At 53.7% G+C, this 18,701-nt stretch carries 16 protein-coding genes; 13 read left to right on the top strand and 3 right to left on the bottom strand.

Annotated features, from left to right (window positions below; all coding sequences use genetic code 11):
* The first annotated feature begins 55 nt into the window (after positions 1-55).
* The 9 genes from Q0W37_RS01735 (at position 56) to Q0W37_RS01695 (ending at position 10,455) form a co-directional block, all read left to right on the top strand.
* Positions 56-1,384, top strand: coding sequence for a GGDEF domain-containing protein (locus Q0W37_RS01735; protein WP_297698170.1), 1,329 nt, complete (start codon positions 56-58; stop codon positions 1,382-1,384).
* Between the two features lie 141 nt (positions 1,385-1,525).
* Complete coding sequence (locus Q0W37_RS01730) at positions 1,526-1,882, top strand: hypothetical protein (RefSeq protein ID WP_297698167.1); 357 nt, start codon at positions 1,526-1,528, stop codon at positions 1,880-1,882.
* A 46-nt stretch (positions 1,883-1,928) separates the two neighbouring features.
* Positions 1,929-2,765: a TIGR02147 family protein gene (locus Q0W37_RS01725; RefSeq protein WP_297698166.1), complete on the top strand. Its 837-nt coding sequence runs from the start codon at positions 1,929-1,931 to the stop codon at positions 2,763-2,765.
* Entirely contained in the window at positions 2,762-4,474 is a 1,713-nt protein-coding gene (locus Q0W37_RS01720; protein ID WP_297698164.1) for a carboxypeptidase-like regulatory domain-containing protein, read from the top strand. Before Q0W37_RS01725 ends, Q0W37_RS01720 begins: the two co-directional genes overlap by 4 nt.
* A gap of 125 nt (positions 4,475-4,599) precedes the next feature.
* Positions 4,600-5,487, top strand: a complete 888-nt coding sequence (locus tag Q0W37_RS01715; RefSeq protein WP_297698162.1) for a polyprenyl synthetase family protein — start codon at positions 4,600-4,602, stop codon at positions 5,485-5,487.
* Complete coding sequence (gene dxs / locus Q0W37_RS01710) at positions 5,487-7,355, top strand: 1-deoxy-D-xylulose-5-phosphate synthase (RefSeq protein WP_297698160.1); 1,869 nt, start codon at positions 5,487-5,489, stop codon at positions 7,353-7,355. The genes Q0W37_RS01715 and dxs overlap by 1 nt, the downstream gene beginning before the upstream one ends.
* On the top strand, positions 7,352-8,614 hold the full coding sequence (locus Q0W37_RS01705; protein WP_297698158.1) for an RNA methyltransferase: 1,263 nt from the start codon (positions 7,352-7,354) through the stop codon (positions 8,612-8,614). The genes dxs and Q0W37_RS01705 overlap by 4 nt, the downstream gene beginning before the upstream one ends.
* Positions 8,614-9,507 carry an orotidine-5'-phosphate decarboxylase gene (gene pyrF / locus Q0W37_RS01700; protein ID WP_297698156.1) on the top strand — a complete coding sequence of 298 codons (894 nt, stop codon included), beginning with the start codon at positions 8,614-8,616 and terminating at the stop codon, positions 9,505-9,507. Before Q0W37_RS01705 ends, pyrF begins: the two co-directional genes overlap by 1 nt.
* A gap of 45 nt (positions 9,508-9,552) precedes the next feature.
* Positions 9,553-10,455, top strand: a complete 903-nt coding sequence (locus Q0W37_RS01695) for a hypothetical protein (RefSeq protein WP_297698154.1) — start codon at positions 9,553-9,555, stop codon at positions 10,453-10,455.
* 7 nt (positions 10,456-10,462) lie between these two features.
* On the opposite strand, the gene Q0W37_RS01690 is transcribed toward Q0W37_RS01695, so the two are convergent.
* Positions 10,463-11,242 carry a hypothetical protein gene (locus Q0W37_RS01690; protein ID WP_297698152.1) on the bottom strand — a complete coding sequence of 260 codons (780 nt, stop codon included), beginning with the start codon at positions 11,240-11,242 and terminating at the stop codon, positions 10,463-10,465.
* On the bottom strand, positions 11,236-12,240 hold the full coding sequence (locus Q0W37_RS01685) for an MlaD family protein (RefSeq protein ID WP_297698150.1): 1,005 nt from the start codon (positions 12,238-12,240) through the stop codon (positions 11,236-11,238). The genes Q0W37_RS01690 and Q0W37_RS01685 overlap by 7 nt, the downstream gene beginning before the upstream one ends.
* A gap of 155 nt (positions 12,241-12,395) precedes the next feature.
* Here Q0W37_RS01685 and Q0W37_RS01680 point away from each other — a divergent pair, with 155 nt between their 5' ends.
* Positions 12,396-13,661, top strand: a complete 1,266-nt coding sequence (locus tag Q0W37_RS01680; protein ID WP_297698148.1) for a M18 family aminopeptidase — start codon at positions 12,396-12,398, stop codon at positions 13,659-13,661.
* 7 nt (positions 13,662-13,668) lie between these two features.
* On the opposite strand, the gene Q0W37_RS01675 is transcribed toward Q0W37_RS01680, so the two are convergent.
* Positions 13,669-14,706 carry an NAD(P)-dependent oxidoreductase gene (locus Q0W37_RS01675; RefSeq protein WP_297698146.1) on the bottom strand — a complete coding sequence of 346 codons (1,038 nt, stop codon included), beginning with the start codon at positions 14,704-14,706 and terminating at the stop codon, positions 13,669-13,671.
* Positions 14,707-14,736: 30 nt separating this feature from the next.
* Between Q0W37_RS01675 and Q0W37_RS01670 the strand changes: the two genes are divergently transcribed.
* Genes Q0W37_RS01670 through Q0W37_RS01660 form a run of 3 tightly spaced genes read left to right on the top strand, consistent with a single transcriptional unit; the run spans position 14,737 to position 18,657 of the window.
* Entirely contained in the window at positions 14,737-15,222 is a 486-nt protein-coding gene (locus Q0W37_RS01670) for a GtrA family protein (RefSeq protein ID WP_297698145.1), read from the top strand.
* Between the two features lie 39 nt (positions 15,223-15,261).
* Entirely contained in the window at positions 15,262-16,899 is a 1,638-nt protein-coding gene (locus Q0W37_RS01665) for an NAD(P)/FAD-dependent oxidoreductase (protein WP_297698144.1), read from the top strand.
* A 3-nt stretch (positions 16,900-16,902) separates the two neighbouring features.
* The gene (locus Q0W37_RS01660; protein WP_297698143.1) at positions 16,903-18,657 is read left to right on the top strand and encodes a glycosyltransferase family 39 protein; all 1,755 of its coding nucleotides are present in this window, start codon (positions 16,903-16,905) and stop codon (positions 18,655-18,657) included.
* Positions 18,658-18,701: the final 44 nt, after the last annotated feature.

The raw sequence follows: 18,701 nt of genomic DNA, 5'->3' as shown, positions 1-18,701 counted from the left end.
ATAATAGTCGCTCTTTTTTATATATTTAAAACGAGATTAATGGTAGGAATCGCCCATGTCTAGGATTTTTGAAAAGATATACGTGCTGTTCAGGATGAATATCCTGATTTTCGTGCTGTTGGCCGTCACGGTCATCGCATTGTTCGCATATCAGAACGGCATGGATGTCATCAAACCCCTCTATTTGAATGACTACCCGTACCTGATTGCTGAAACCGATTCCGCTGATGGTGGATCTTCGGCAGTACAGCTGATCCGTACGGATTCGTCCATTATCGTGGACTATGAACTTAAGGAAGGCTATGCCTATCCGTATGCGGGTGTCAAGATTTTCCTGGGCGACGGTAAGGCCCGTGGCGAAAACCTCTCCAAGTTCGACAGCATCTTCGTGTGGGTGAAACCCCGTGGCGAAGGTACGGTCCGTCTTTACATGCGCGGTTACGACAGTACGTTCTCGCGCCCCGGTGACGAAACGTCGCTCAAGTTCAACGAAATTGAATTTTTCCCGCTCGAAGAAACCTATCCGGCCGTATTTGTTCCGCAGGAATTCCGTGTGGCTGGCTGGTGGGTGGCCCAGAACGAAATCAACGTCCACAATGCAAGGGTCGATCTGTCTAATATTCCGCTGATCGAAATTCAGACGGGTACGAACGCGCCGCTTGGCTACGGAACGCTTGAAATCAAGGGGCTTTGCTTCAAGGGCAAGATGATCGAAAAGGAAGAGCTGGCGATTGCGCTTGTCGCCCTCTGGTTCATCACCTTCTTTGTTATCCTCGTGATCCGCTTCTTCGACTACAGCCGCGAACGTGCGGCCAACAAGAAAAAACGCGAAGAACTCGAAAAGAACCTGCGTGCCCTCGAAATCGAAAAGAGCGAATACGAAAAGTCCAGCAAGGAAGACCCGCTTACGGGATGTCTCAACCGTGCCGGCTTCAGCTCCGTGCTGATGCGTGAACAGGAAAACCTGAGCAAGAACGATAGTCCGGTTTCGTTCGTCATATTGGATATCGACCACTTCAAGTATGTGAACGATACTTACGGCCACATGGTGGGCGACGAGGTCCTGGTGAACCTTGCAAAGCTTATCCAGAGCAAGATCCGCAATACCGACGCCCTGGTGCGTTGGGGTGGCGAAGAATTCGTGATTCTCTGTGGCGATACGCCGATGCAGAACGCCCAGTTCCTTGCCGAAAAGCTCCGCATGGCTATCGAAAGCGCCCAGCTGATTAAGCAGCAGCAGATCACCTGTTCCTTCGGTATTGCCGAAATGATTGCCGGCGAAGACCCGAAACGCCTGTTCGAACGCGCCGACAAGGCCCTGTACGCCTCCAAGGAAAATGGACGCAACCGCGTCACCAGCGCAACGTTCAGACACTCCAGGTAGGCAGAAGTATGTCTCCCTGGAGCGGGTCATCCTGAGTGTGGTTTGCAAGTTCGCTAACTGACTCAGGTCCCTGAGCTTGCCGAAGGGCCGAAGAGGAATGATTTAAACTTGCGTTTATTTATTGTTTTTAGTTTCGTCGCTTTGTCAATTCTCCTCTTTTCCGGTTGTGCCGGCCAAAAGGAGCCCGAGGTCGATTTTCGTCCGCTTCAGCTTCGCTGGGTTCCGATAGCGGGTGAGGCGGATTCGCTGATGCCCCGCAAGGACGAGTGTGTGATTTTGCTCACGGGGAAGTTGATGGCGGACCCCTTGGTGAACGTCTCCACGGAGGGCGAACTGAGCTACGTGGTCGCCTACGGACGATCTCCCGAAAATCCCGAAATTCTTTATTTTAGGGGCACCTGCGCCGATGAATCCATCGCTGAAAAGCCGGAATGCCGCTGGAGTGCTTCCTGCGACAAGGACCTGAAAACTGTTGTAAAGTTCGACAACGGAGTTTAGTCCCAAATCATAGGTTTTTGATAGTCAAGGAATTATCTTTATTGTTATGAAGAAGATTTTCGAATATACGGACTATCGCGAGTGGTTGAGGGATGCCTTTGAGGATTTTAAGCAGCGCAAAACTGTCATTTCTTGGCGTTACATGGCCATGAAGATGGGGGCCGATCCGGGTAACCTTTTGCGCGTGTCCCAGGGCAAGATTCATTTGCCGCTCAGCCTGATACAGCCCGCTGCGGATTTCTTCGAACTCGAAGGCAAGGAAGCCGACTACTGGGCCGAAATGGTGTATTTCGGCCGTGCAAAAACCGATTCCGACGCACTCCAGCATTACGAACGCATGCAGGCGCTCAAGGGTGTCTCGCTCAAGCTGTTACAGAAGAAGGAACTCGAATTTTACCGCCACTGGTACTACAACGCCATCCGCTCCGTGATTGGAATCTGCAAGTTCAAGGACGACTACCAGGGCCTTGCTGAAAGCTGTACTCCGAACATTACCGAAAAAGAAGCCCGCGACGCGGTCAAGCTGCTTTCGGACCTCAACATGATTTCGACGGACCGCGATGGCTACTGGAAGGTGAACGACATGTTCGTTTCTACTGGCGGAAACTGGCGCTCGCAGGCCGTGCGCGCCTTCCAGCACGAAACTATCCGCCTCGCCGATGAATCCCTGGATAGGCACCAGCCGTTCCTACGCGACATCAGCACGGTCACGATGACCTTTTGCATGGACGATATCCAGCTCCTGCGCGAAAAGATTAACGCATTCCGTGAAGATTTACTACGTTTATCCCAAGAAGGGACAGATGACGATACTGTATTCCAGTTGAACATCCAGATGTTCCCGCTCGCGTTCACCAAACCTCTAAAGGAGAAAGATAAATGAGAAAATTGCTCTTTCTTTTGCCTCTAGCGGTTGCCTTGTTCGCCTGTTCCGAAAAGGAAGATGTAGCCGGTGGTCCGGGAAGCATTACGACGAACGGATTGGCCTATGCCGATGGAAGGCCCGCGTCTTATGCGACGGTGGCGCTCCGCAAGGTCGATTTCAGGTCGACTGAGGCCGTCGAGGAAAATGCGCTGGTCGTTGCGGATACGTATGCCGATGAATCGGGCAACTTCAAGGTGGATATCCCGGCTGAAGGTAAATACCGCCTCACGGTGCTGCACGATGGCGTCGCGTACTCTAGGGTCGTGACTCGCGACGGTTTTGCCGAGGTGGGTGTTTCTACGGCACCCGATACGGTGGACCTGCTTCCGACTGCGGTCGTGGCCGGCGTGGTGGATATTCCCGAAGGAAGTTCTGCGGTGTGGGTCGGCGTGGTCGGGACCGATGTCCTGGTGAAGACCGATTCGGTCGGCTGGTTTGCGCTTTCGGCACTCCCGGCGAATGATTCGCTGAAACTCTATTTCATGAGCGAGGACTATTCTAAGAATCTCGGCGAACGGAGCATTTACGTGACTCCGAGGGAATCGCTGATGAAGGACTACCGCAGCGAGGTCAAGGTCCCCGTGGATACTTCTGCGAAGGATACCGCCGATATCGATACGGTGGTGCCCGATACGGTTCGCCTGCCACAGGTTGTGGCCCTGTTCAAGGATGGTTCGCCCGCTGCCGGTGCGACGGTGGCGCTCCGCAAGGCTGATGCTAGGGTCGAAGAGCTTGCCGTTCAGAATATGCTGGTGGAGCCTGATTTTCAGACCGACAAGAACGGACGCTTCGATATGAAGTGGCCTACGTCCGGTGACTACCGCTTGACGGTGGAAAAAGACGGATATGCGTTCTCTAGCGTCTATAGCGCCAAGGAACTCGCTAAGCTAGATACGCTGCACCTGGTGGCGAAAGCCTCGATTTCGAGCAAGGTAACGCTACAGTCCAGTGCGGAATACCTGTGGGTGGGCGTCTACGGACTTGACATGTTGGTAAAGACGAACAATGTCGGGTCTTACGTGCTTCCGAATGTTCCGGCGAACGATACGCTTGATATCTACTTTGTGACAGCCGATAGCAGCAGTGCCCTTTATGCCGAATGGAGTGCCTTTGCCGAACCCAACAGCACTGAAACCTTGAGCCCCGTGAAGGTTCTCCAGGACTTTGAAAACGGTGCCGATGGCTGGTATATCAATACCGATTCGCTGAACAAGGGAACGACCATTAAACCGGCGCAGTTTGCCACGGATGGTGTCGAATACGATTCCACTCGCAAGTCCAATGTGTTCCATGGCGACTATAAGCTTGCTAACGATGACTACGCATGGGTTCTTGTGGGAACTTCGTTTGAACACTACATGAACTTCGCGGTAATTGACTCGGTTGTGTTTTATGCGAAGGGTAACGGATCTCTCAAGCTCGCAATCGAAAACTGGGTGACCCCGACCGTAAACATCAAGGCGTCGACCGCTTGGCTAAAGCTTTCGTCTAAATGGCAGCGCATTGTCGTGAATCCGGCGGACCTGTGCGTCGGAAGTGCGAACGAAGAAAGCTGCGTCACTTCCTGGAACAGCATGATGGGCGGCGTAAAGCAGTTCCACCTGTTTGCTCAGGATGGCACCGATTTCTACATCGACGACGTGACGCTTTACGGCGCTCTGTTCTAGGCAACAAATACAATTTTATTACATGAGAAAACCGCCCGGAAAAGGCGGTTTTTTAAGTGTTTCTGGCCTTGTTTCCGGCTTGTCAAGGCTTGTATAGGAACCCGAAATTAAGTATCTTTGTAATTATGGAAAATCTTGAAAAAGAAGCGGCTGTTGCCCTCGATTACCTGTCCCGCATCTCTAAGGTTGCGGAAAAGAAGTTTGAAGAATTTTTGCCGCCCGTAGCCGACCGTCCGGAAAGGCTCCACGAGGCGATGCGTTATTCGATGTTCGCCGGTGGAAAGAGACTCCGTCCGGCACTTGTGCGTGCTGCATTTGACATGTTCGGTGGAAAGGGCGATTCGGTGGACTACGCCATGAGCGCCCTCGAAATGCTCCACACCTTCAGCTTGATTCACGATGACCTGCCCTGCATCGATAACGATGACTTTAGGCGCGGCAAGCCGACGAGCCACAAGCAGTTCGGCGAAGCGACCGCCGTGATGGCTGGCGATGCCCTCTGCGTTTTGGCTTTTGAACTGATGGGCAAGACCGGCAATGCGAAGGCAATTGAAGTGCTTGCGCACCTGCTCAGCACCTACGGCCTTATCGGTGGCGAAATGATCGACATCGAATGCGAAGGCAAGAAGGTGGACCTTGATACGGTCGATTACATCCATTACCACAAGACGGCGGCCCTGATCGAGGCGGCTCTCCAGGTGGGGGCAATGCTTGCCGGTGCCGACGACAAGTCTATCGGGGCTATCCGCGACTACGGCCGCTCCATCGGCCTTGCGTTCCAGATTGTGGACGACATTCTGGACATCGTTTCTACGACCGAGGAACTGGGCAAGGATGCCGGTTCCGACATCGAAAAGGGTAAGGCGACGTACCCGGCGCTGGTGGGCCTCGAAAAGTCCCGCGAGCGTGCGCATGAACTGTACGAGGAATCGCTCAAGGCTCTGGACGGCCTCAAGTGCGATACCACGATCCTGCGCTCCATTGCCGCATTCATCATTACCAGGGTTAAATAATGGACCTTAAGAATATCAAGTCCCCCCAGGACATAAAGCATTGCTCGGTAGAGGAGCTTTACAACCTGGCGTCGCAGATCCGCGAGACCATCATCGGTCAAGTGGCTAAGCATGGCGGTCACCTGGCGTCTAGCCTGGGTGTGGTGGAACTGACGCTCGCTCTGCATTATGTGTTCAACGCCCCCGACGACAAGATCGTGTGGGATGTGGGACACCAGGCTTACGTTCACAAGCTTTTGACGGGGCGCTTCGACCGTTTCGAGACGCTTCGCCAGCAGGGCGGTATTTCGGGATTCTTGAAGAGGAACGAAAGCGAGTACGACTGCTACGGTGCAGGACACGCGACGACCTCTATTTCGGCAGCACTTGGTTTTGCGGTGGCCCGAGACCATTTCAAGCACAAGAACAGCGTGGTGGCCGTCATCGGTGACGGTTCCATGACGGGCGGTATGGCTTACGAGGCCATCAACAACGCGGGTCTTTCGAAGCAGAACATGACCATCATCTTGAACGACAACAAGATGAGCATTGCCCCGAACGTGGGTAACTTCAGCAAGTACCTGAACCGCGTGATTTCGGACCCGGTCTACAACAAGATGCGTTCGGACCTCGACCGCCTGATGAAGCGCCTGCCGGGCATTCTGGGATCGCGTTTCCGCGACTTGTTCTTGCAGGCGGAAAATGCGGCGAAGACGGTGGTGAAGCCGGGCCGCTTCTTTGAAGACCTCGGTATCCGTTACTTTGGACCGATCGATGGTCACGACATTAACGAACTCATTATGCTGTTGCAGCGCGTCAAGGAACAGCCGGGCCCGTGCCTGGTGCATATCCTGACCGAGAAGGGACGCGGCCTGGATGCGGCCGTGAAGAACCCGACCAAATGGCACGGCATTGGACCTTTCGACCCCGAAAGCGGTTTGCCGCTTTCTCCGGGGAGCCCGAATCCGTCGCTGACTCATGTGTTCGGGCAGACGCTCCTGGAACTTGCGAAGAAGGACGAACGCATTATCGGCATTACGGCTGCCATGCCTACCGGTTGTGGTATGGACATTGTGGCCCGTGAACTCCCGGAACGCGTGATTGACGTGGGCATTGCCGAAGAACATGCGCTCACGTTTGCCTCTGGCCTTGCCTGCGATGGCGTGGTGCCGGTGGTCGCAATCTATTCGAGCTTTATGCAGCGCGCCTACGACCAGATTATGCACGACATTGCCTTGCAGAACTTGCATGTGGTGATGGTGCTTGACCGTGCGGGGCTTGTCGGGGCCGATGGCCCGACTCACCATGGCGCGTTCGACCTGTCTTACCTGCGCACGGTGCCGGGGATTACCATCCTTGCGCCGAGCAACGAAAACGAGCTGCGCGATATGATTCGCGCGGCTATCGACATGAAGGGCCCTGTCGCGATCCGATACCCGCGCGGCACCGCCCTCGAAGAACACCTGAAGCCCGCTCCCGAGACCGTGGACGTGAAGCTCCCGAAGGTCTTGGAAGAAGGCAAGGACATCTTGCTTTTGGGTGCAGGGTTCATGACGAACGAACTCAAGAAGACGGCCGCCGTTCTCCGCGAAAACGGAAAGAGCGCAACGGTCGTGGATGCACGAATCATCAAGCCACTGGATACTGAATCTTACCGCAAGCTCTTTGATGCGCACAAGACGATTGTGACGCTCGAAGACAACACGCTGGTGGGCGGTTTCGGTTCTGCCGTGGCTGAACTTATTGCTGATCTCGGACTTGAAGGCAAACGCCTGTTGCGTTTTGGCCTGCCGGATCATTTTGTGGAACAGGGTGAAATTCCTGCCTTGTTCAAGCTTTTGAAAATTGACGGGGAATCCGTCGCCAAACAAATCATGGAAAAAGTATGAGCGAAGAAAATAAAAACCGCACCGTAAAGATGACTCTGGACCGTAAGTTCGGAGTGAGCGAAAAGCCTGAACGTCGTCCGCGTCGTGACGACGACCGTGAAGAACGCGGTGGCCGCGAAGGCCGTTCTTTCGACGATCGCAGGGGCGACCGTGGAGACCGCAAGTTTGGCGACCGTAAACCCTTCGGCGATCGTGGTGATCGTGGTGACCGCCGCGAAGGCCGTTTCGACCGTGAACGCCGCCCGCGTCGCGACGGTGATGACCGTGGCTCCTTCGGAGGCCGCGAAGGTCGCCGCCCGTTCGGTGACAGGGGCCGCTCCTTTGGCGGCGACCGTCGCCCGCGCCGCGAATTTGCTTCTGCAGGTGCTCCGATTTACCGCCAGCGCCCCGAAGAACAGAAGGAAGAAGTCGAAGAAGTATTGGACGAAGCCGCACTCGAAGCTCGCGTGGCCGAAGTCGAGGCTAGCGAAGATTCCAACTTCAACCCGCCTTGGTTCAAGCGCATGCTCGCCCTCACGACCGAAAAGGGCCGCGAACGCGAAGGCCGCTTCCTTGGCGAAGGCGTACACGTGGTGCAGGAACTCGTGTCGCATCACCGCGAGCTTGTTCTCGGCGTGTACGTGACCGAAGCTTTCAACGACGAAGCTCTGATTGAACAAATTAACGAAGCCGAAATCAAGCTGAACGTGCTCACCGACGAACAGATGAAGAAAATCTCTTCGACCGTGACGACACAGGGCATTGTCGCTGTCGCCCGTATCGCAAGCAAAAAACCGGTTTATGAATCTAGCCGCAGCGTGATTACGCTCGTGGACGCCGTGCAGGATCCGGGTAACCTCGGTACGCTTTTCCGCACGAGCCTCGGCTTTGGTTCCGACGGCATGATTCTTGGCCGCGGCACTGTGAGCCCGTTCAACCCGAAGGTTGTGCGCGGTTCCTCGGGCACTTTCCTCCGCGTGCCTTTTGAATTCGACGTCGATCTCGTTGACCAGATCAACTTCTTGCGCAGCAAGGGTTACACCATTATCGCAACTGACTTGCACGCCAAGCAGTCCCTGCGCCAGATTCCGCAGAACAAGCTCCGCAAGATGGCGTTCCTCGTGGGTAACGAAGGTGCCGGCACCAACCCGTACTTCATCGAACTCGCCGACGAAACGGTGAAGATCCCGATGAGCAGCGAACTCGAATCCCTGAACGTCGCTGTCGCTCACGGTATCCTTAGCTACGAAGCTGCCCAGATTCAAGAGGATTTGAAGTAATGAACTTTCAGGCCCGTTTAGAAGAACGTATCGCCAAGTGCGGCAACCCGATTTGCCTCGGCATGGATCCGGTCATGAAGCTGATCGACCCGTGCTGCCCCGAAGGTTCCGCCGAAGACAAAATCAAGCGTTTCTATTCCGAAATTCTGGAATGTTGCCTCAAGCGTAACGTGACGCCCGCCGTGGTGAAGCCGAATAGCGCTTACTACGAATGCGTGAGCGTGCAGGCGATGCTCGTGTTGCAGCAGCTGATTGCTGATTATCGCAGCGCAGGCATCCCCGTTATTTTGGATGCAAAGCGCGGTGACATCGGTAAGTCGAGCGCCGCCTATGCGACTGCCGCTTACGATGTGTACAAGGCCGATGCCGTGACGGTGTCCCCTTGGATGGGTGCCGATTCCGTTGGCCCGTTCATCCGCGAAAATTCCGAAAACGGTGCGTACGTTTTGCTCCGCACGAGCAACAAGGGCGCCCATGACTTCCAGGACTTGCCGGTGGTCCGCAGCGACGATCCGCGCGACAACGCCGAAGCCTTCTATTCCGTGGCTGACAAGATTATGGAATGGGACGCAAACCTCGGCTACCTCGGTGCCGTTGTCGGTGCGACGCATCCTGAAGAACTCGAGAAGATTACCGCCTACACGGTTGCCCACAAGCATGAAATTCCGTTCCTGATTCCGGGGGTGTCTATTCCTGGTGTCCCGGGCGGTCAGGGCGGTGATGCAAAGACCGTGCTTACGGCTATCGCGAACGGCGGTGGCAAGCGCAAGTTCCACGTCCTCAACAGCTCCAGTGGCTTGAATTTTGCCTACCAGCGCAGCGGACATCCCGAGAACTTCGCGAACGACTGCGTAGATGCTCTGGAGAAATTGGCGGAGGCCTGCCAATTATAGACGAAAGAACGCTCGCAAGCGAGCTACAGACGAGAGACGAAAAACGTGCGTTATTTAGTTTGCCTCATATTTGCTATTGCGGTGATTGCGGTGGCCTTCCATTTCGCGAAGCCGCTTCCCGGTACAAACTTCGACGAGTCTTTCTTGCCGAAGGCCTCTACGGTGCATTATGTGGCTGCTGGTCATGACGCATCGGTGGCGGGGCTTTTCTGGATCAAGGGACTCACGGAACTCGGCGAAAGCTACTTGACTGGCAGGGAATACGCTTACCTTGGCCATGTGGCGGAACTTTCGACAAGCCTCGATTCCCTGTTCTACACGCCGTATTACTTTGTCGGTGGCGTGACTCCGGTCGATGCTCCCGACACGTCCGACTTCTCTGTGCTGCGTCGTGCAAGCCGAGTCTATCCCGAGAACTGGCGCCTTTCCCTGTACTTCGCCCTGCGTCTTGCCCGTGGGCCTTACCCGAACAAGACCGAGGCTGCAAACGTAATGCGCAAGTATTTCGATAGCCCCGATACCACGATTCCCGACCATATCCGCACGATTTACCGCAGCTTTGAACTCGATTCGATGCAGACGGAAACCGCGCTTGAAACGGCTCTGAACGATGTGATGCAGCCTCGTTTCAAGAAATTCCGCGCGAGTTTTTACACCAAGATTCTTAAGCTGCTGGGACACAAGGGGCTTATTTCGGATTTCGACAAGGATGAAACTTACCAGAAGGTCAAGATGCTTGTCGATGGCATGGCCGAGGGAAAAATCCATCCGGCGATAGTCTACCATGAACTCTTGGCGATGAAAAAGGCGCAAGATGAAAAGCTTGCGGAAGAAGAGCTTAAGGCAAAAGAAGCCGCTGCAGATTCCGCTGCGGCCGTGGTCGATACGGTTGCAACAGTCGATACAACTGCCGCAGCCAACGCTCCGGCGGATAGTTCAGCAAATTAATTTGAAATTATTCCGCGCAACGCTTGGCGTTGTTCGGGAGTCCCATCAGTTCAAATGCGTTCTTGCAGCGGAGCTTTAAATCCGCTGCTTCTTTTTTGGGGGTGCTTTTCAGCTGCGAACGGTAGTAGAGGATGCTTGCCGTGTTGTAGGGCTTGTTTGCCTTGATGGCCTTTTCTTCAGCTGTGCGGTAAAGTGATTCCGCTTCGCTGCTTGCTCCCGTGAGGTCTGCCATGCGGGCTGCGGTGAATGCGTAGAATCCGCCGTCCTTGTCGGAGCGCTTGCCGGCCATCTTGAGCGATTCCTGGGCACGGACGTTTTCGCGTGTGGCCGCGTAGGCGATAGCGCATTCTCCGTAGAAAGCCGCCTGCGTATTGTCATCGGCTTTTTTCAGCTTTTTTTCGTTAATGGAATTGCAGGCCTTGGCCGCTTCCTTGAATTTTTCACGGGCGTTCAGCAGGGCGATCTTTGTCTTGGTGTACTGCACCTGCGTACTGCCGTCGAGAACGCTGTCACGCACAACGGACAGGAGCGAATCCGCTAAATTCAGGTCGAGACTCATGGTGCGTATCTGCGCCATGGCAATCAGCACGCGGCCTTCGGACAATAGATCGGCTTCCTTTCGGCTGGCGAGGAGCGCTCGTTCCAGCTGCCCGTAGCCTTTTGCGTATTTCCCGTTGTCAAAGGAACGCTGGGCTCGGTACGAAAGTACGCCCGAATCGGAGGCGCTTGCAACGGCGCTTGCGGCAAGGGCTGCTACAAGGATCTGTTTAAGCCTGCGCGTTACCATAGAGTCTCCACCATGAAGGGCACGGAATCCTTGCTAGGCATCGAGCGGCGCACAATCCACATGTTCGAAATTCCCGCCATCAGGTCATCCGCATTCTGTAGCGTCTGTTCGGTAGACTCCATGAAGTCCGAAAGATTGGAAGTCATTTGTCCAACCTGGGTCAAGAGTCCGTCGACCCGACCGAAGGTGTTGTCCACCTTGCCCATCATGACGTCGACGTTTCCAAGGAGGTGGTCGACCTTTTGGGGCATGGGCTTCATTTCGATCATTAAGTCCGTTACATTGTCGGCGATGTTGTCCACCTTGCCCAGGAGGATCGGAACCTGAACTTGCATTGTATCGAACAGGCCTGAGGCCTGGAAAAGCACCTTCTTGCCGACGAACGTGATGTCGTCGAGACGGTTGAGCTGACGGTTCAGGTTGTCGTAAAGGAGACGGGAGCCGAAAAGGGCACCGATGGTGGTTCCTGTATCGAGTGCCATGCCAACGAGGGTGTCGGCGGCATCGATCAGCTTGTTGACGCGTCCTAGAATTTCGTTTGCGGTTTCGAGAACGGTTTCGATATCCTTAGCCTCTCCGGCCTGGATGGTGTCTCCGTCTTGCAGGACACGTCCACCCTTGTGAATGTCGATGTTAATCACGCGCGCCGAAATCATGTTCTGGTCGCGCATGGCGAATACTTCGGCCCTGTCGGTAATGAGCTGCTGGTAGTCCTTTTTGATGACGAAATCCATCTTTACGCTGTCGTCCACGAGTTCCATGCTCTCTATGCGGCCGACTTCCACACCGTTAATCTGGACCTTGGTATCCAAGTTTAAGCCGAATGCTTTCTTGAAGGTGCTGTGCAGGCGGTATTCTTCGACACCGATGATTTTCGAATCGATCAGCTTTGCGTAAAGTACGATGGCAAACACCATGACGGCAACGGTAAAGAAGATGCCGACCAGGAGACCGGAAATTTCCATCCAGTTGATTCGTTTAAATGAATTGAATGCCATGCCTAGAATATAGTAATAGAAATTAGAGTTTGGAACTTAGAATATTGGTTCGACAGGCTCACCAACCCCATTAAGGTCCCTGAGCTTGTCGAAGGGCCGATTTAGCTCTGACACCTACCCTATACTATCTAGTCTCTAAATCCTATATTTATTTCATGGATATTCTTGAATTTTTGAATGGTTCCGTGACGCCGTACCATACGGTTGAATCCCTGAAGACTGTTTTGGGAGCGAAAAAAGATAATTCCGTTCGCTTGTTCGAACGTGGCGGGGCGTTGATCGCCGTTCGACTGCCTAGGAAAGTTTGTTCTGACTCTCGGTTCAGGATCGCGCTTGCGCATACGGATTATCCGACGCTGAAGATTACCCCGAATCCGGATGCTTTGGCCGCCGGTGTTCGGACGCTCCATCCTGAAATTTATGGAAGCCCGCTTTTTACGAGCTGGCTGGACCGCGACCTGGGTTATGCTGGACTCCTCGCTTATGAACTCGATGGAAAACTGCAGACGAAATTGATTCGTGGAAACCGTCTTTTCCGCATTCCGCAACTAGCGGTTCACCTGAACCGTGGCGTAAATCAGGATGGTCTCAAGGTGAATCCGCAGACGGACCTGAATGCCCTTTGGACATCCGTAGGCGGTAAGGAACGTTTTGTCGATGCCCTTTCGGCGGAGCTACCCGCAGGCTCGAAACTTCTTGATTTTGATGTTCAGCTTTTTGATGCGCAGCCTGCCGTGTATGGTGGCTTTGATGAGGAGTGGATCTATTCGGGGCGTCTCGATAACCTGAGCAGCTGTCATGCGGTTGTCGAGGCCTTTGCCGCTGCGGATGCCCTTGAAAATGATTTCCAGGTGGCCGCCTTCTTCAATAACGAGGAAGTTGGCTCCGAGACCCGTGAAGGAGCCGCCGGCAATTTCTTGAAGAGCGTACTAGAAAACGTTGCTATGTCTGCAGCTCTAGATTCTTCGACTTCGCTACGCTCCGCTCAGAATGACAAGTCACTTTCGTCTCTCGTCTGTAGCGAGCTTGCGAACGTTCTTTCGTCTAGTTTTGCGCTTTCCATCGACATGGCCCATGCCTGTCATCCGAATTTTGTCCAGAAGCATGAAAGCAACCATGCTCCGGTGCTGGGGGGCGGTGTCGTGTTGAAGATGAATTCCCAGAAGCGCTATGCCAGCGATGTTTTCTCGAATGCCCGCTTCAAGCTGCTTTGCGGACAAAATAATATCCCGTACCAGACTTTCGTGATGCGAAACGATATGCCCTGCGGTTCTACGGTGGGGCCCGCGATTTCGGCGAGTCTTGGAATTCCGACGGTAGACATTGGCGAACCGATGCTCAGCATGCACAGCATTCGCGAAATGACGGCAAAAAAAGATCACCAAGGCATGATCGCCCTGGTGTCTGCTTTCTATCTGTAAGCCCTGCTTACGAGAGCCACTTGAGCAGGCGGATGACGCCCATCTTGGCACATTCGTTGTGTGCCGAGACGTTGGTGCGGTGCTCGATGGCCTTGCGATTCTGGTGGTAGAATTCGTAGGCGCGGAGAAGCATTTCCTCGTTCGTCTTTGTCGGCTTGAATCCGAGTTCCTTCTTGATTTTCGACGTGTCGAATACGAAGGTGCTTGCGATCATCTTGTACTGGTAAGGGCCGAGCGGCGAGATGCCGAGCTTGCTTGCGAGTTTCATGCAAGGGATAATGAACCACTTGGGAAAATGGGCGAGCTTGGACTTAGACTCTCCGCGTTCAATGACGTAGCTGTAGACTTCGTTGAAAGTCTTTACGTTGTCTGAACCGATGTTGAAGACGGTTGTTCCCTGGTAGTTCAGCGCAAGTTCGCAGGCGTTCGCCAAGTCTTTCGCGTAAATGAACTGGTAGCGGTTATTGCCGTCGCCGACCATCCAAAGCTTGCGGTTTTCGTCGATAAATTCGAAGAGGATGGAAAGGAGGCCGAGTCGTCCTTCGTCCATGATGGTGGGGCAACGGAAAATGACGGAATTCAGCTTGTCCTTGCGGGCAAAGAGGATCTTTTCGCCTTCCAGTTTCGACTTGCCGTAGATTTCGATGGGGTTCGGGACTTCGTCTTCGGTGACGGGGTCGTCGAAGTTCTTTGCCCATAGGCAGTTCGAGGAGGTGAAAACGAGCTTGTTCACACCGTGGCGGATGCAGGCGTCAGCGATGATTTCGGTACCGTCCACGTTCGATGTCCACAGATTATTGATGCGCTTGCGGTCGTGGGCGAGCATGGCGGCCAGGTGGAATACTGCGTCGAACTGGTTTTCGCTGAAAAGTTTTTCGACTTGTTCCTTGTCGCGGATGTCACCGAGGATGCTTACGAGATTTTCGTGCTTATCGGGATCTGGGCAGAGGTCGATACTGACACACTTGTGGCCTTTTTCAAGGAGTTCTTTCTTGAGGATGGATCCGAAGAATCCGGCGCCGCCGGTAATTAAAAAACAAGACATTGCTACAATCCTATGATAAATTATTTTGGTATGAAATTTACTAACTTTCCCGCCATGGTATCTGAAAATTCCATTATTTGCAAGATAAAAAAGCTGATTCCCGGCAGGCAGAATGTCCTTGGCCAGTTCCTGCGGTATTTCGTGACTGGCGGCCTTGCGTTTGTTGTTGACTTTGGTGCCTTTGCACTTGCTCTCTACTATTTTGAAATTCACTATCTGATTTCGAACTTGATTGGGCTTATGGCGGGCAACGTGGTCAATTACCTCTTGACCGTGGGCTGGGTTTTCAGTACCGAAAAACGCAAGATGGAAAAGCACGTCTTCCTGGAAATCGTGGTGTTCGTGCTGATAAGCCTTTTCGGAATGGGGCTCAACGAACTCCTGATGTACGTGTTTGTCGGGTTACTTGCCATTCAGGAAATGGTTTCCAAGGTGGCGGCGGCGATTATCGTGCTTTTGTACAATTTCATCGCAAGAAAGTTTATATTGTTCAAGTCCGGCAAGAAAGCGACTTAAATCCGGCGATTCTTCCTAAAACTTTCTATATTCGGTCCCATGGACGAGACTAAGAATATAGCAGTAATCGCGGGAGCCGGCCCTGCTGGCCTCACCGCTGCACTTGAACTTTTACGTACGACCGGTGTAAAACCGGTTATTTTCGAAGCCGAAGATGTCATCGGGGGTATTTCGCGTACGGCGCGCTACAACGGCAACCGTATGGATATCGGCGGTCACCGCTTCTTTAGCAAGAGCGACACCGTGATGGACTGGTGGCAGGGGATTCTTCCGCTGCAGGGGGCCGCGAGCAAGGACGATTTGGCTATCGGGCGGTCTGTTCCGCTGGTCGAAGGTGGCCCTGATCCCGAAAAGACGGACTACGTGATGCTTTGCCGTAGCCGCCTTTCCCGCATTCTTTTCCTCCGCAAGCTTTTCGACTATCCGGTGACCTTGAACGGTGACACCATCCGTAACCTCGGACTTTGGCGCATGTTCAAGATAGGCATGAGCTACCTCAAGGTGCAGCTGCTGCCTGCCCGTAAGGAAAAAAGCCTCGAAGACTTCATGATCAACCGTTTTGGCGTGGAACTCTACCGCACGTTCTTCCGCGACTACACCGAGAAGGTGTGGGGCGTACCGTGCAGCAAGATCAGCCCCGACTGGGGTGGACAGCGCATCAAGGGTCTTTCGATTACAAAAACTGTAATCCATGCCGTGAAGCAGATTTTTGCAAGCAAGAAGAAGGACGAGGCTGGTGCTGCGAACGATATCCGCCAGAAGGATACCGAGACTAGCCTTATCGGTCAGTTCCTCTACCCGAAATTCGGCCCCGGACAGCTCTGGGAAACGGTCGCCGAGAAGGTGCAGGAAATGGGCGGCGAAATTCACATGAATTCTAAGGTCGTTGGCGTAAACCGCTCCGAAAACGGCAAGCGTGTGGAAAGCGTTGTCGTGGAACGTCGCTTGGCCGATGGTACTTCGGTAACCGAGACGGTCGCCTGTGATTATTTCCTCAGCACGATGCCGGTGAAGGAACTGGTTTCTGCGATGGACAGCGAAAAGACTCCCGTGCCCGCCGAAGTCAAGCGCGTCGCCGAAGGCCTCGTTTACCGCGACTTTATCACCGTGGGGCTTTTGCTGGACAAGCTGCTCATCAAGAACCCCGCAAAGCCCGGTACGCCCGAAAGCAAGCTCAAGTTCGTGGCCGACAACTGGATTTACGTGCAGGAATCCGACGTGAAGCTTGGTCGCATCCAGATTTTCAACAACTGGAGCCCCTACCTGGTGGCCGACCCCGAAAAGGTGTGGATCGGTCTTGAATACTTTGCGACCGAAGGCGACGAGATGTGGCGCATGCCCGACCAGGACTTCATCAAGTTCGCCATCGCGGAACTCGACAAGATTGACGTGGCTAGGCCCGAAGACGTGCGCGATTCCGTGGTGTTCCATATCAAGAAGGCGTACCCGGCCTACTTTGGCACCTACGGCGAATTCGGCAAGATCCGCGAATACGTGGACCCGGTCGAAAACCTGTTCCTCATGGGCCGCAACGGTATGCACAAGTACAACAACATGGACCACAGCATGCTTGCCGCCATGGAAGTCGTGAAATGCATCCGCGAAAATTCTACCGACAAGACAGCCCTTTGGAACGTGAACAGCGAAGAAGATTACCACGAAGGCAAGAAAGCGTAAATCATGAAGCGTGTTTTAAGTATTTTCAAGCTTCCTGAACTCTACTGCGCTGTCCTGCTTGCCGCCTGCATCGTGGCAGGCCTTGCGATGCGTGTCACGATACACGATGTCGTGCTGACTCGGAACGGTAGTTCCGAGGAGGTGCTTTTCCCGATCGCCAAAAAGTTGAACAGGGGAGAGTTCTTCCAGGTAGAGTTGAATATCCGCAATCCGTTTAACATCTCCTATGACCTGCGTGTCGTTCCGGATGACTGCGCGGAAAGCATGGTCGTAAACGGTGAAAACCTGGACTTGTCGGGTAAGCGCGACCGTTGTAATTTCTCGAAGGGATTTATCCTGAAAAATAGCGAGCTTGCCCCTCATCGGGTGGGGAAGCAGACTCACTTTACGTTCGGCTTAAAGAACAACGGTGGCGATGCGGGGTTGAACCTGTTTATTTACCAGGAATCCCCCGTTGCGGTTGCGGCCAATGTGGGGGCGATCGTTTTCTTCGCCCTGCTTTGCATGCTTGTGGCCCGAAGGCTCCGTTTGCGTGGCGGCCTCCTGTTCATTTTCTTTGTAGGAATTGTTCTCAGGACTTTCTTTTTTGCGAATATCCCCTATACGATGTTTTCTAACGACGTAGACGGGCATGTCGCCTATGTGCAGCATATTATTGAAAAGCATGAAATTCCGCCTGCTGATGCATGCTGGTCCTGCTACCATCCGGGGTTCTACTATTTGTCCGCCGCTCCTGCTTTCGTGCTTGGGGAATGGGCCGGAATTCCGGGAACGTCGGGCTTGCAGGTGTTTAGCCTGCTCCTGTCCGTGGTGACGCTCTTCCTTGGAATCCTATTCCTCAGGGGTTTTCTGAAGGGGCCTGCTCTAGGGATTTCCTCGCTTTTGTGGGTGTTTTGGCCACTGATGATTCTTGTCGCGCCGCGAGTCGGTAACGACCAGATGTTCTACCTGCTGCATATCCTTTGCCTGTGGGGTGGCATCAACTACTGGAACAAGGGAAACGGCAAGTATCTGATGGTTGCCATTGTCGCGTCGGCGCTTGCCATGTGGACGAAGACGACTGCCGCGGTGACGGTGGGAACGACATTCCTGTTCGCCTTTTTCGGGTATGTTCGCAATGCCCGCCTGTTGCACCCCACCAAGTCCGAATGGATTGCCTGGGGAATGTTCGTTGCCCTGATTGTTGGAATCTTGCTCCAGAAAATTCTGGGCCAGTCGGACCTCGTGGGTAACGTGAGCGGATTGAATTCAGGCCTTTTGGTAGGAAACGAAGCCTACAACTACATCTATTTTGACCTGAAGAATTTCATTTCGCAGCCTTTCACGAGTGCCTGGAATGATGACTGGGGACGTCAGTATTTTTGGAATTATACTCTCAAGTCCGCCATGTTCGGCGAATTTGAGATATTGCGTACGGCAACTGGGCGGACTTGCGCCACGATAATGAGCGTGACACTGCTAGGGCTTCTGGGCTATGCGGCGCGCGGATTCTGGAAGACGAAGCTGCAGTCGATTCACTGGATTCTTCTTTTGCAAGGGGCGGCTTTCTTGGCGGCCATGATGTTCCTGCGCATAAAGCACCCCTATTCCTGCAGCAACGATTTTAGGTTTATAGCCCCGATTATCCTGTGCTTTGTTCCGTTTGTTGCCTGGGGTATCCTGGATAAAGACAGTTCGGCCAAGTGGAGGGTTCTCGGGTACGCCATTGTTGCGGGATTTGTCTTGAGTACGGTGATTTTGTATATTCTTGCTATGTAAGAATTAGACGAAAGAACGGGCTTCGCCCTACAGACGAGAGACGA

It is taken from the genome of uncultured Fibrobacter sp., assembly GCF_947166265.1.
Taxonomy (GTDB): domain Bacteria; phylum Fibrobacterota; class Fibrobacteria; order Fibrobacterales; family Fibrobacteraceae; genus Fibrobacter.
The sequence above is the reverse complement of the archived record's forward strand: the minus strand, read 5'-3'. Positions and strand labels throughout refer to the sequence as shown.

Bases quoted from the DNA above. Each gene is read 5' to 3' on its own strand.
- Q0W37_RS01735 (WP_297698170.1), top strand. From the start codon at position 56: ATGTCTAGGATTTTTGAAAAGATATACGTGCTGTTCAGGATGAATATC.
- Q0W37_RS01725 (WP_297698166.1), top strand. From the start codon at position 1,929: ATGAAGAAGATTTTCGAATATACGGACTATCGCGAGTGGTTGAGGGAT.
- Q0W37_RS01720 (WP_297698164.1), top strand. From the start codon at position 2,762: ATGAGAAAATTGCTCTTTCTTTTGCCTCTAGCGGTTGCCTTGTTCGCC.
- Q0W37_RS01715 (WP_297698162.1), top strand. From the start codon at position 4,600: ATGGAAAATCTTGAAAAAGAAGCGGCTGTTGCCCTCGATTACCTGTCC.
- dxs (WP_297698160.1), top strand. From the start codon at position 5,487: ATGGACCTTAAGAATATCAAGTCCCCCCAGGACATAAAGCATTGCTCG.
- Q0W37_RS01705 (WP_297698158.1), top strand. From the start codon at position 7,352: ATGAGCGAAGAAAATAAAAACCGCACCGTAAAGATGACTCTGGACCGT.
- pyrF (WP_297698156.1), top strand. From the start codon at position 8,614: ATGAACTTTCAGGCCCGTTTAGAAGAACGTATCGCCAAGTGCGGCAAC.
- Q0W37_RS01690 (WP_297698152.1), bottom strand. From the start codon at position 11,242: ATGGTAACGCGCAGGCTTAAACAGATCCTTGTAGCAGCCCTTGCCGCA.
- Q0W37_RS01685 (WP_297698150.1), bottom strand. From the start codon at position 12,240: ATGGCATTCAATTCATTTAAACGAATCAACTGGATGGAAATTTCCGGT.
- Q0W37_RS01680 (WP_297698148.1), top strand. From the start codon at position 12,396: ATGGATATTCTTGAATTTTTGAATGGTTCCGTGACGCCGTACCATACG.
- Q0W37_RS01675 (WP_297698146.1), bottom strand. From the start codon at position 14,706: ATGTCTTGTTTTTTAATTACCGGCGGCGCCGGATTCTTCGGATCCATC.
- Q0W37_RS01670 (WP_297698145.1), top strand. From the start codon at position 14,737: ATGAAATTTACTAACTTTCCCGCCATGGTATCTGAAAATTCCATTATT.
- Q0W37_RS01665 (WP_297698144.1), top strand. From the start codon at position 15,262: ATGGACGAGACTAAGAATATAGCAGTAATCGCGGGAGCCGGCCCTGCT.
- Q0W37_RS01660 (WP_297698143.1), top strand. From the start codon at position 16,903: ATGAAGCGTGTTTTAAGTATTTTCAAGCTTCCTGAACTCTACTGCGCT.